This is a genomic window from Promicromonospora sukumoe, from assembly GCF_014137995.1.
GTDB classification, from domain to species: domain Bacteria; phylum Actinomycetota; class Actinomycetes; order Actinomycetales; family Cellulomonadaceae; genus Promicromonospora; species Promicromonospora sukumoe.
In genome coordinates this window covers 1,952,875-1,965,195 of sequence record NZ_JACGWV010000001.1, presented here as the reverse complement: position 1 = coordinate 1,965,195, position 12,321 = coordinate 1,952,875, and the positions used below count along the sequence as shown (strand labels likewise).

General features: G+C 73.4%; 10 protein-coding genes. 4 read left to right on the top strand and 6 right to left on the bottom strand.

Annotation, left to right across the window (positions count from 1 at the left end):
• Positions 1 to 117 precede the first annotated feature (117 nt).
• A complete protein-coding gene (locus FHX71_RS08640) occupies positions 118 to 807 on the top strand; it encodes a GntR family transcriptional regulator (RefSeq protein WP_182615364.1) in 690 nt (229 codons plus the stop codon).
• A gap of 33 nt (positions 808 to 840) precedes the next feature.
• Here the strand turns inward: FHX71_RS08640 and FHX71_RS08635 are convergent, their stop codons facing one another.
• Both FHX71_RS08635 and FHX71_RS29995 read right to left on the bottom strand, forming a co-directional pair.
• On the bottom strand, positions 841 to 1,521 hold the full coding sequence (locus tag FHX71_RS08635) for a response regulator (protein ID WP_182615362.1): 681 nt from the start codon (positions 1,519 to 1,521) through the stop codon (positions 841 to 843).
• Positions 1,518 to 2,726 (bottom strand): sensor histidine kinase, encoded by a 1,209-nt coding sequence (locus tag FHX71_RS29995; protein WP_182615360.1) that lies wholly within the window; start codon positions 2,724 to 2,726, stop codon positions 1,518 to 1,520. The genes FHX71_RS08635 and FHX71_RS29995 overlap by 4 nt, the downstream gene beginning before the upstream one ends.
• Before the next feature lie 129 nt (positions 2,727 to 2,855).
• On the opposite strand from FHX71_RS29995, the gene FHX71_RS08625 reads away from it, so the two are divergent.
• The gene (locus FHX71_RS08625; protein WP_182615358.1) at positions 2,856 to 3,596 is read left to right on the top strand and encodes an ATP-binding cassette domain-containing protein; all 741 of its coding nucleotides are present in this window, start codon (positions 2,856 to 2,858) and stop codon (positions 3,594 to 3,596) included.
• Positions 3,593 to 4,306 carry a hypothetical protein gene (locus FHX71_RS08620; protein WP_182615355.1) on the top strand — a complete coding sequence of 238 codons (714 nt, stop codon included), beginning with the start codon at positions 3,593 to 3,595 and terminating at the stop codon, positions 4,304 to 4,306. The genes FHX71_RS08625 and FHX71_RS08620 overlap by 4 nt, the downstream gene beginning before the upstream one ends.
• Before the next feature lie 50 nt (positions 4,307 to 4,356).
• Here FHX71_RS08620 and FHX71_RS08615 read toward each other — a convergent pair whose 3' ends face one another.
• The 4 genes from FHX71_RS08615 to FHX71_RS08600 all read right to left on the bottom strand — a co-directional run bounded on the left by FHX71_RS08615 (position 4,357) and on the right by FHX71_RS08600 (position 10,952).
• Positions 4,357 to 5,208, bottom strand: coding sequence for an MHYT domain-containing protein (locus FHX71_RS08615; protein WP_182615352.1), 852 nt, complete (start codon positions 5,206 to 5,208; stop codon positions 4,357 to 4,359).
• A gap of 181 nt (positions 5,209 to 5,389) precedes the next feature.
• Positions 5,390 to 6,601, bottom strand: a complete 1,212-nt coding sequence (locus FHX71_RS08610; RefSeq protein ID WP_182615350.1) for an MFS transporter — start codon at positions 6,599 to 6,601, stop codon at positions 5,390 to 5,392.
• 89 nt (positions 6,602 to 6,690) lie between these two features.
• Positions 6,691 to 8,532: a heavy metal translocating P-type ATPase gene (locus FHX71_RS08605; RefSeq protein ID WP_182615348.1), complete on the bottom strand. Its 1,842-nt coding sequence runs from the start codon at positions 8,530 to 8,532 to the stop codon at positions 6,691 to 6,693.
• The gene (locus FHX71_RS08600) at positions 8,529 to 10,952 is read right to left on the bottom strand and encodes a glycoside hydrolase family 65 protein (protein ID WP_312876972.1); all 2,424 of its coding nucleotides are present in this window, start codon (positions 10,950 to 10,952) and stop codon (positions 8,529 to 8,531) included. The genes FHX71_RS08605 and FHX71_RS08600 overlap by 4 nt, the downstream gene beginning before the upstream one ends.
• A 215-nt stretch (positions 10,953 to 11,167) precedes the next feature.
• Here FHX71_RS08600 and FHX71_RS08595 point away from each other — a divergent pair, with 215 nt between their 5' ends.
• Positions 11,168 to 12,154 carry a zinc-binding alcohol dehydrogenase family protein gene (locus FHX71_RS08595; RefSeq protein ID WP_182615343.1) on the top strand — a complete coding sequence of 329 codons (987 nt, stop codon included), beginning with the start codon at positions 11,168 to 11,170 and terminating at the stop codon, positions 12,152 to 12,154.
• Positions 12,155 to 12,321 lie beyond the last annotated feature (167 nt).

Sequence of the window (12,321 nt, the reverse complement as noted above, 5' to 3'; positions counted from 1 at the left end):
TCAACAACTAACAATTAACCGATTGCCCAGGCATGCCTGCTCCGTACGCCCGTGTCGTCCGACGACCGGGCCGCGCAGCGGTGGAACGATAGAGACGTGACGACAGGAGAGCCCCAGATGAATCCGCTCGGGACGGCACCGCGGCCCACCCTCGCCGACTACGTGGTGGGCGTGATCCGGGAACAGATCGCCACCGGCACGCTCCGCCCGGGCGAGCACCTGCGCGAGTCCGAGCTCGCCGCCGCACTCGACGTGAGCCGCGGGCCGATCCGCGAGGCACTCGCCACCCTCGAGGCCGAGGGACAGGTGGAGATCCGCCGGCACCGCGGCGCCTTCGTCAGCGTCCTGACCCAGGAGGACGTCGACGAGGTGCACAGCCTGCGCGCCGCCATCGAGGCGCTAGCCGCGGAGCGGGCGGCGACGCGGCTGACGAGCGACCACCTCGCCGAGATGGACCGCATCCTGGAGGCGATGCGGGCGAGCTCCGGCACCATCCAGCCGCAGGAGGCCGTGCGCCTGGACCTCGCCTTCCACGACGTCATCTACGACGCCGCCGACCACGCGCGGCTGCGCCGGGTGTGGACCTCGCTCCGCAGCCAGGTGGCGTTCTTCCTCCACACGCGCAACGCCAACTTCCCGGACTTCCCCACCGTCGGGTACGCGGAGCACCAGGAGCTGCGGACGGTGCTCGGCGAGGGCGACCCCGCGCGGGCCCGGAAGGCCGTCGAGGAGCACATGGCCGGTTCCTACGTGCGGCTGCGCCGGCTGGAGCTGCCGTCGGACCCGGACGGGGGCCCGGGGGCCTGACGTGGGAGCCGACGGCGCACGACCGAGCCTCGGCTAGACCTCGTCGAGGAGCCCTGCGTCCCGGACGGCCATCGCCGCCGACACCCGGTTGTCGACGGCGAGCTTGGCGAACACCCTGGTGAGGTTGGCCTTCACCGTCGCGAGACTGAGGTGCATGCGAGTCCCGATCTCGGCGTTCGACAGCCCGCGGGCCATCAGCACGGCGGCCTCGCGCTCCCGGCCGGTCAGCGCCGCGGCGGCCCGGGCCACCTCGGGGTCCACTCGGCGGCGTCCGGCGGCCGCGGCGATCACCGTCGTCGCGACGGCGGGCGACAGCGCGGGGTCACCGCGGTGCACCGCCTTGACCGCGGCGATCATCTCGAGCGGATCGGCGTCCTTGAGCAGGAATCCGGCCGCGCCGTCGGCGAGGGCGGCCAGGACGTCGTCATCGGTGTGGAAGGTCGTGAGCACGACCACACGGGGGCCAGGGCGCCCGCGATCCCGTAGGCGGGCGAGCACCGCCAGCCCGTCGAGCACCGGCATCCGGATGTCGAGCAGCACCACGTCCGGGTCCAGCCGCTGGATCTGCGCCATCCCCTCGGCGCCGTCGCCGGCCTCGCCGACGATCGTCAGGCCGGGGTCGCCACCCAGGACGAGGCGCAGGCCCCTGCGCACCATGGGGTCGTCGTCGACCAGGAGCACCGAGACGGGGCCGGTCGTGTCGGGTGCGGTCACGGGGCTTCCCGGGTAGGCAGGGTCGCGTCCAGGACGAACGTGCCGTCGACGACCTCGTGGCGGACCATACCGTCGACGCCCGCCGCCCGCTCGGCCACGCCGACCAGGCCGTAGCCCGGCCGCACGCCGTCGGTGCCGGTGCCGGTGCCGGTGCCGGTGCCGGTGCCTACGCCGAGAACCGGGTTGCTGACCCGGATCCGCACCTCGTGGCCTGCGTGCGCGACCCGCACGGTGACCGGCTCACCGGGTGCGTGCTTGCGGGCGTTGGTCAGCGCTTCCTGCACGATCCGGTACGCCTGCCGGCTCACGTACTGCGGTACCGACCCGGTATCCGTGACCAGGTGGTCGATCGACTGGCCCGAGTCCTCGGCCTCTGCGATCAGGACAGGCAGCTCGAGCAGGGTGGGCTGCGGCGGCCCGGGCGGCTCGCCCGGCGCCTGGCGCAACGTGCCGAGCACCGTCCGGAGGTCGGCCAGGGACTGCCGCGCACCCGACTGGATCAGCGCGGCCGTCTCCCGGGCCGTGTCGGAGTCGAGGTCCGTACGGTAGGCCAGCGCACCCGCGTTGAGCGCGACGAGCGACAGGCGATGAGCCAGGACGTCGTGCATCTCCCGCGCGATGCGCTCCCGCTCGGCCATACGAGCCTGCTCGAGCCGGGCCTCGTCGGCCTCGCGCCGGGCAAGGGCCGCCGCCGACCACTGCCGCCTCTCCGCCGTGCGACTCGTGACCAGCCAGCCGGTCACCGTCGCCAGGGCGGTCCCGGCCACGGCCAGGGTGAGCTCGAACGTCGAGGCGGCACCCCAGCGCTCGTCGCCTGCCAGGACGAGCAGCCCGACGAGCTTCGCGGCGACGATGCCTGCGCCGGTGACGATCGCCAGGCCCCGGCGTTCCCGGCGCGCGAGCGACGCCTGGCACCAGACCACGGCGCCCAGGGCCGCCGGAGAAACCAGCAGCGTCGCCCCGGACACGACCACCGCGACGAGAGGGTGCCGACGGTGGAGCAGGACGGCGACCACCCCCACCGTCCCGCTGCCGACGACGAGCGCCACCAACGGCCAGGAGACCTGCGGCAGACGGACCAGCACCGGGGTCAGGTAGTAGAGCCACAGCCCCACCACCGCGAGCCAGCCGACGACGGCGCGGGACGACGCGGCGTGGTCCGGAGCCGAGGAGCGCACGGCCACGGCGCGCTGGGGAGAGGTCACCGGGCAAGTCTAGGAATCGCCGCGCGCGGGCCCCAGCGACCTTCGGCTCGATCTCGCCGGCCCATCGGCCGGCCAGGCCCGGCCCGCCGGTCGATGTGGGCGGCCGGCAGGCGGTGATGCAGTAACGCCATGATCAGATTCGACGGTGTGACCAAGACCTACCACGGGAACGTGGTGCTCGACGCGGTGGACCTCCAGGCTCCGGCGGGGGCGGTCACCGGCTTCCTCGGCCCGAACGGCGCCGGCAAGTCCACGGCCCTGTGGATCCTCGTGGGCCTGGCGCAGGCGGACAGCGGACAGGCCACGATCGGCGGACGCCTCTACCGGTCCCTGGCACGGCCGGCGGCGACCGTCGGCGCCCTGCTCGACGCGGAGGCCTTCCACCCGGGCCGCACCGGACGCGAGACCCTGACGCTCACCTGCCTCACGCTCGGTCTCCCCCGCCGCCGGGCCGACGAGGTGCTGGACCTGGTGGGCCTGAGCCGGCGCGAGGGACGACAGCGGCTACGCGGTTACTCCCTCGGGATGCGCCAACGGCTCGGCCTGGCCCACGCGCTGCTCGGTGAGCCGGACGTGCTCGTCCTCGACGAGCCCGCCAACGGGCTCGACCCGCAGGGTCAGCGCTGGCTCGCCGAGCTGCTCCGGGACCAGGCCGGGCGAGGCGTCACCGTGCTGTTGTCGAGCCATCAGCTCACCGAGGTCGAGCAGGTGGCCGACCACCTCGTGATCATCGGCGCCGGACGGATCCTGAGCACCGGTGCGACGGCGGACCTGCGCGCCGCGCACGGCACGGTCGCCGACCACTACTTCGCGCTGACCGGCGGCGCGGACCGGGCCGCGTCCGCTCGCGCCCGACGGACCGCAGCATGACCGCCCGGCTCTGCCTCGTGGAGCTGCGCAAGCTCGTCGACACCGTGACGGGTGTCGTGCTGATCGGTGTCGGAGCGCTCCTCGCCGGGGTGTTCGGCGGCGGTGCGCTGATCGTCCGCGAGGGCGTCTCGTTCTCCGAGGTGGCCCAGCTGGCGGGGGTGCCGGGCGGGACCCTCGTCACCGTGATGGCGATCCTCCTGGTCACCGCGGAACGCAGCCACCGTACTACGCTGGTCACGTACGTCGTGACACCGCGCCGCGAGCGGGTGGCGATCGCCAAGGCGGTCGCCGCAGCCGCGCTCGCCCTCCTGCTCGTCGTGTTCGCCGTCGTGGCCGCGGCCGTGATCGTGCCGGTCGGAGCCCTGGTGACGGGCGTCGAGGCGAGCTGGACGGTCGAAGGGGCCGAACTGACCAGCTGGGCGGCCGGCACGGTCGTCGGCGCGCTGTCCGGGTGGGCGCTGGGCCTGGCGATCGGCAACGCGCCGACGGCGATCGTGCTCGTGCTGGTGTGGCCGATGGCGGCCGGCCTGCTGGCGAACGTCCCGGCGCTGGTGCCGGTCCTGCCGTGGCTCGACAGCGCGGCGGTGTCGGGCTTCGCCGACGGGATCGACCCCGGCGACCTGGGTCGGTTCCTCACCGGGCTGGCGGCCTGGGTGGCCGTCCCCGCTGCCGTCGGCCTGCTCCGAAACATGCGTGCGGATGTGCGCTGAGAAGGCATGAGCTGCGAAGACGCGTCCCGGCCCCGCCCTGACGGGAGGGCTCAGTAGGGCCGGGGCGCACCGCTCAGCTGGGAGGTACGCAGTGGCTTGCTGTCCTGGACACCACTGGCCTCGCCAGCCACCTGCTGCTGGTCCTTGAGCCGGGTCTCGAGGGCCATCTGGTCACGGAGCTCGTCCTCGGTGGGCCACAGGCCGATGCCGAGGATGAGGAGGAACGTGACGACGCTGACCGCCATCACGAGCGGGACGAGCAGCTGCATGGTCGACGCGCCGGCCGGCACACTGTCGACCGGGTTGACGACGGAGACGCCGGCCATGCCGGTGTAGTGCATACCGGTCACCGCGATCCCCATGACCAGTGTCGCGACGGTCGTCGCGAGCGTGCCGCGGATGTGGACCGTGCACCACAGCGCCGCGGTGGCAGCGACGACGGCGACGGCGACCGACGCCGCGACGTAGGTGAAGTCGTAGGCGATCTCCGCCGACATCTCCATCGCCGCCATGCCCATGTAGTGCATGGCAGCGACTCCGACACCCGCCAGGACCCCGCCGGAGATCAACGCGGGCAGCTTGCGCTTCCCCAGCTCGGTGATGAACAGGCCCGCACCGACCATCACGATGGCAACCGCGGCGCTGAGCAGCGTCTGCGGGATGTCGTAGCGGATCTCGACGCCGGAGGCGGAGAAGCCGAGCATGGCGACGAAGTGCATCACCCAGATCCCGGTACCGCCCAGGGCGACGGCTCCCAGGACGAGCCATACCGCTCGCGCACCAGCGGTGGCGGCACGTGCCCGCGAGGTGCACGCCAGCCCCGTCGCCGCGCCGGTGCACGAGATGGCGTACGCCAGGACGGGGGTCAGGAACCCGAAGGTGAAGTGGTCGATTGCGGGCATGACGAAAGAAGGCCTCTCGTTGATGGGGGTCGCGCGCTTCTTGCACGAATGCCGGAAACCTCCCGGCCGGGTGAAACCTAGCAGGCCCAGGTTGCGCACCCGCGAACGGAGGTGCGGTAGATCTGCACGGGTCCGTCTCGATCCTTCGGCGTCGACACGTTGTTCGATCGAGCGAGGGGCGTCAGCCCTGGTCCCGGCCCAGGCGACGGAGGCGGGGTGTGAGCAGAGCGCCGATGGCTGCGAGGATCCACAGCGCCGAGAGAACCGTGGTCGCCAGGGTCAGGCCGCCGACTTCGATGAGCAGGGCGGCGATGCCGATTCCTCCTGCGGGGACCAAGGTCATGATGGCGTTCTGCGTGCCCAGCACCGTGCCGCGCTGGGAGTCGGGGACGTTCTCGACGAACGCCAGTCCGATCACGGCGTTCATGCAGCCGCCGCCGAGGCCGACGATCGCGGCGCCGACGAAGATCGACCACACCGGGCCGAGGGCGCCGATGCTCAGGAAGCCCACCGCGACGAGGACGAGTCCCGCGATGAACCAGACGTGGTGCGGGACCCGGTGGCCCAGAGCAGCGAAGCCGCCGCCACCGACGAGCAGACCTGCGGCGAGCGCGCTGAGCACGAACCCGACGAACTGGGGCTCGCCCTGCAGAGCGAAGTGAACCGGGATCACCATGCCTTGCGTCGCCGCCAGTACGGTCCCCAGAGCCAGTCCCAGCAGGACCAGTCCACGCAGTATCGGCGAGCGGAAGATGGTGACCAGGCCGTCGAACATCGACCTCGTGGGCCGAGCCGCAGGAATCGTTCCAGGCCCGGCCGCAAGCACTGTCGCTCGCGCGGGGATGACGAGGGTGAGCAGTGCCGCCAGCGCCGCCAGGCCGGAGGTGATCCACAGCACCATGACCGGTTCGAGGGCTGCGACCAGGATGCCCGCGACCGCCGGGCCCAGCAGCAGTGCCGCCCCGGACAGGGACTCGCGTAGGCCGATGAGTCGCGAGGCGGGCAGCCCCGCCGCCCTGGCGATCGCCGGCAGCATCGCCTCGCGTGCGGTGATGCCCGGCACGTCGCCGAAAGAGCTCAGGACGGCCACCGCGACGAACCAGCCCAGGTTCAGCCCGATCGTGAGGTGAACGACCGGCAGGACCAGCAGCGCCACGGCCGAGATGACGTCGGAGAGGATGGCCGCTGTGCGACGGTTGATCCGGTCGACGAGCGAGCCCATGAGCAGCCCCGCGACCGCCGCCGGTAGTGCGGCAGCGATCGCGACGGCGCCCGCGCCGAGAGGGCTGCCGGTGGTGAACAGCACCAGCAGCGGCAGGGCGATGGCGGTGATCGAGTTGCCCAAGATCGAGGTGCCGAACGAGGCCAGATAGAAAGAGCTGATCCGTTTCATGCGCCCACCCCAGACTATGACGCCGCGTCGGGGTCAAGGCCTTCCCAGCCTCCGGAGAGATGATCGCGACCACCACCGGCCACCCCCGCTCAGCGGAGCCTCGGGGCGCCCTCCGTGGCGGGGAGCCCGCTGGGCGGCCCGCCGAGCGCGCGCAGGGCGTACAGGATGGTGGCCAGGTCGACCAGCTCCTGGACGAGCGCACCGGTCACGGCGGGGATGGCGCCGGTCATCGCGACGATCATGGGGGCGATGCTCAGCCCGATGCCGAGCCAGATGGCGCTCAGGGCCGTGCGCAGGGTGTGCCGGCCCACGGACACGGCGTCGACGAGCCGGCCGAGGGAGTCGACGAGCAGCACCACGTCGGCGGCGTCCCCGGCGGCGGTCGCGCCGCGCGCGCCCATGGCGACGCCGACGTCGGACGCCGCCAGCACGGGAGCGTCGTTGACGCCGTCGCCGACCATCATCAGCGGGCGCGGGGCCAGTCCGGCCGCGATCCGTACCTTCTCGCCGGGCAGCAGCTCGGCCCGTACGTCGTCGATGCCCACCTGCCCCGCGACGGACTCCGCGGTGGCCCGGGCGTCCCCGGTCAGCATCGTGACGTGCTCGACGCCGTTCGCGCGGAGCCACGACACGACGGCGGCGGACTCGGGCCGCGGGTCGTCGGCGAGGACGACGACGCCGGCGAACCGCCCGTCGACCGCGACGTAGGCGGCGGCCTGGCCGGGGCCCAGCACCGCGTCGGACGTGTCCGGGGCGACCGATCGCACGTAGGCGGGCTTGCCGACGACGACGCTGCGCCCGGCGACCCTGGCCGCGACGCCACGGGTTGCCACCTCCTCGGCGTCGTCGGCGGCGAGGAGGTCGAGGCCGCGCGCGGCGGCGGCCCGGCGGACGCTGTCGGCGAAGACGTGCGACGAGTACTGCTCGGCCGAGGCCGCGAGCCGCAGCACGTCGTCGGCCGCGAACCCCGTCGCGGGGCGCACCGCGACCAGGTCGGGCCGGCCCTGGGTGAGCGTGCCGGTCTTGTCGAACGCCGCGGACCGCAGGCGCGCGAGCTGCTCGACGACCGTGCCGCCCTTCATGATCACCCCGAGCCCCGCGGCGCGGGACAGGCCGCTGAGGAACGCGACCGGCGCGGCGATGAGCAGCGGGCACGGGGTGGCGAGCACCAGCACCTCGGCGAACCGCACGGGGTCCCCCGAGATCGTCCACGCCGCACCCGCCAGCACCAGCGACACCGCGGTGAAGGGCACCGCGAACCGGTCCGCGAGCCGCACCACGGGGGCCCGGGACTCCTGGGCCGCCGCGACCAGCGCCACGATCTGCTGGTACTGGCTGTCCGAGCTGCGGCGCGCCGCCCGCAGCCGGACCGCGCGGGTGCCGTTCACGGCGCCGGACAGCACCTCGTCCCCGGTCTCGCGGCTCACCGGCAGGCTCTCACCGGTGAGCGACGACTCGTCGAACGTGCCAGCCGTCAGCAGCGCGCCGTCGACCGGCACGATCTCGCCGGGGCGCACCAGGAGCACGTCCCCGACGGCGACGTCGTCGACGGGCACGTCGCCGCCGGCGAGCAGGTGCGCGGTACGGGGCGACCGGTCGAGCAGCGCCGTCAGGTCCCGCCGGGCCCGCCGCGCGGCGAAGTCCTCCAGCGCCTCGCCGCCCGCGAGCATCAGCACGATGACCAGCGACGCCACGTATTCCTGGACCGCCAGGGTCGCGACCATCGCCACGACCGCGAGGACGTCGAGCCCCACGTGGCCACGCAGCACGTCACGCACCATGCCCATGAGCGTCCACACGATGAACCCGGCCACCCAGGCCGTCGCGACCCACCGCGCGGTGGCGGGCTCGCCGCGGGCCTGCAGGACGAGCACCGTCGCGAGCACGACGGCGGTCGCCGTGATCGCCGGGTACCGCGTCAGCCCCCTCATGCTCGCCGTCCTGCTCGCAGCGGCTGACGCGCCGGCTCCCAGGTCTCGCCGGGCGCCAGGGTGCGTTCGACGCCGTCGACCGCCACGGTGATCGGCGGCTGCCGGGACGCGGCCAGGCCGATGCGGACGCGGTCGTGGGCGCACCGGACGTCGATGCCCCAGTGGTCGCGGTAGCGCAGCCGGAACCGCAGCTCACCGATCTCGGCGGGCAGCCGGGGTGCCAGCCGGAGCACGTCGCCGGTGAGGTCCAGGCCCGGGTAGCAGCGCTGGACCAGGTCGACGGCACCGGCCATCGCGCCCAGGTGCACGCCCTCGGCGGTGGTGCCGCCCTGGACGTCGGCGATGTCACTGTCCAGTACCTCGCGGAAGAACTGCCACGACGCCTCCGGGTCGCGGCTGGCCAGGACCCAGGCGTGGACCACGGCGCTCAGGGTGGACCCGTGGCTGGTGCGCGCCAGGTAGTAGCGCACGGTGCGGTCCAGCGCGGCGGCGTCGAACGGGTACCCGAGCGCCGCGAGCGCGTCGAGCAGCCCCCGCTCCCCCAGCAGGAAGACCAGCATCAGCACGTCCGCCTGTTTGGACGCCCGGTACCGGTTCACGGAGTCGCCCTCTGCCTCCAGGACGCGGTCCAGCCGCCGGATGCTTCCGTACCGGGCGCGGTACGCCGGCCAGTCCAGCTCCGCAAGCCGGTCGTACCCCTCGAACTGGCTGATCACCCCGTCGCCATGGAACACCACCCGCATCCGCCGGGCGACCCGTTCGAAGAGGTCCGTCTCGTCGTCCCCCAGCGCGAGCCGGCGGCGCAGGGCGGCACGCTCGTCGTCGGGCAGCAGGGCCAGGGCGTCCAGGGCGTACCGCAGGACCCGGGTGACCATGACGTTGGTGTACGCGTTGTTGTCGATGCCGGGCCGCCCGGCGCCCGGGTAGGCGTCGTGGTACTCGTCCGGGCCCATCACGCCACGCAGGTCGTACCGGTCGTCGGCTTTGTCGTAGGTCGCCAGGCTGCACCAGAACCGCGCGATCTCGACGAGCATCTCGGCGCCGTAGCCGTGCAGGAACGCGACGTCGCCCGTGGCCTGGTAGTACTGCCACACGTCGTGCGCCACCGCGATACCCACGTGCCGCTGGAGGTGCGAGTGGTCGTCGACCCACCGGCCGGACACCGGGTTGAGGTGCACCCGCTGCGTCTCGTCCCGGCCGTCGCTGCCGCTCTGCCACGGGTACATGGCCCCGCGGTATCCCGCGTCCGCTGCCGCCCGCCGGGCGCGCGGGAGGCGCCGCCACCGGTACATCAGCAGCGACCGGGCCACGCGCGGGAAGCCGAGCAGCAGGAACGGGAAGACGAACAGCTCGTCCCAGAACACGTGCCCGCGATAGGCCTCGCCGTGCAGGCCGCGGGCCGGCATGCCCACGTCGAGCTGCGCGGTGTGCTCGGACAGGGTCTGCAGCAGGTGGAAGACGTACAGGTCCAGCGCCTGCTGCGGCTGCCCCGGCACGACGACGGCGCTCGCGCGCCACAGCCGCTCCCACGCGGCGGCGTGGTCGGCGAGGAGCCGGCCGAAGGACGGGAGGCGGGCGGCATGCTCGCGCGCGGCGACCAGGGACTCGGAGATCGCCCGGTCCTGCGAGGTGTACAGCGCCACGCGCTTCTCGACGGTCACGGGCACACCCCGGACCAGGTCCAGCCGGGTCAGGACCGCCGACTCCCCCGCGGTCTGCTCGGCGGTGCCGGGAACCGGGCCTTCCGTGCCCGTGCGCGTGCCCGTGAGGACGAGCACGGCCGCCTGCGCGATCCGGACCTGCGACGTCGCGGTGCGGACCTGGAGCCAGGCGACGCCGTCGGCCGGGTCGTAGCCCTGCGCGACGGGCACCAGGTGGCGCCCGTCCAGGTCCCGGTAGCGGGCCACCCCCGAGGTGGTGACCCGGCCGTCGAGGCTCGCGCGGACGTCGAGCGGCCCGGACCAGTTCTCCGCGACGAACGTGGTCTCCAGGGCGGCCGCGTGCGGGTCGTGCATCGAGACGAGGCGCCGCTGTGTGACGGCCAGCACCCGGCCCACCGGGTCGCGGAACCGGGTGCGGCGGGTCAGGACGCCGCGCCGGGTGTCGAGGTCCTGCCGGTGCTCCAGCACCTCCGACCGGTCGAGGCTCAGCCAGTCCTGCCCGGGCGTCCTGAACCGCAGCGGCAGCCAGCTCGGGGCGTTGACCAGGTCCTCGTTCTCCACCTCGCGCCCCGCCACGGTGGACGTGAGCCGGTCGTAGCAGCCGGCGAAGTAGGTGCCGGGGTAGTGCACGCCGTCCGCCGTCGACTCCGGGGCGGCGCCCCGCGTGGCCACGTACCCGTTCCCCACGGTGCACAGGGCCTCGCGCAGGCCCTCGGCGGCGGGGTCGAAGCCCTCGTACGACAGGATGCTGGGTTCCACGGCGCCTCCCGACCACGATGTGCGCGCCCGCCCCTCCTCCAGGATGGCCCGGCGGAGCGACCCGTGACGGTCGGGACCGCCATTCCGGCCGGCGTCGGCTCGGGCACGTGCCTCGTGCCCCATGAGTCCACCGTGCGTCTCACGGTGGCCGGCGCGCGACGGAGGGACGATGGAGAACCGGAGGACGCACACCCGACGACCAGGAGGGCCGAGCGATGTGGGCCTGGCAGACACGAGTCGACGGGACACTGACGCACACCGAGCTACCGCTACCGGTACCCGCCGACGAGGAGGTGCTGGTCAGGGTGCTCGCCTGCGGTGTGTGCCGCACCGACCTGCACGTGGTCGACGGCGACCTCCCACCCCACCGGTCGCCCGTCGTCCCCGGCCACGAGGTGGTGGGCGTGGTCGAGCAGGTCGGCACACGCGTGCACGGCCGCACGGTAGGTGAACGCGTGGGTATCGCCTGGCTCCGGTCGACCTGCGGCGAGTGCACCTGGTGCCGCCGCGGTGCCGAGAACCTGTGCCCGGCCTCCACCTACACGGGCTGGGACGCCGACGGCGGCTACGCCGACCACGTGACGGCGCCGGCCGCGTACGTCTACCCGCTGCCCGACCTGCCCGACGTCCAGGTCGCCCCGCTGCTGTGCGCGGGCATCATCGGCTACCGAGCACTGCGGCGGGCCGCCGTTCCGCCCGGCGGACGGCTCGGCATCTACGGGTTCGGAGCCAGCGCGCACATCACCGCTCAGATCGCCTTGGCACAGGGCGCCGAGCTGCACGTGCTCACCCGCGACGAGGACGCGCGCGCCCTGGCACTCGAGCTGGGTGCCGCCTCCGCCGGGGCCGCGGCCGACGCACCCCCGGTACCACTGGACTCGGCCATCGTGTTCGCGCCCGCGGGCGAGCTGGTACCGGTGGCGCTCTCCGCGCTCGACCGGGGCGGCACCCTCGCGCTCGCGGGGATCCACCTGACCGACGTCCCTTCACTGAACTACCAGAGGCATCTCTTCCGTGAACGCACGCTCACGAGCGTCACCGCCAACACCCGGTCCGACGGCGCGGAGCTGCTACGGCTCGCCACCCGGCTGGGCATCAGGGCGACGGTCACGACCTACCGGATGGACCAGGCCGACGTCGCACTGCGCGACCTCGCCGCGGACCGCGTGCACGGGGCTGCGGTGCTGGTAGCGGGGTCCTGACCGGGCCTGGCGACGGAGCCGGGACGTACATGTTGCGGCGGCCCCAGGACGCACGGATTACGGAGGGCCTCATTAGGTCGCCAGAACGACAAAAGCAGGCTCACGACGAGTGAGCCTGCCTTTTCGCTGGTGTCCGGCGGGGGACTTGGCAGGTACCGTCACGCCCT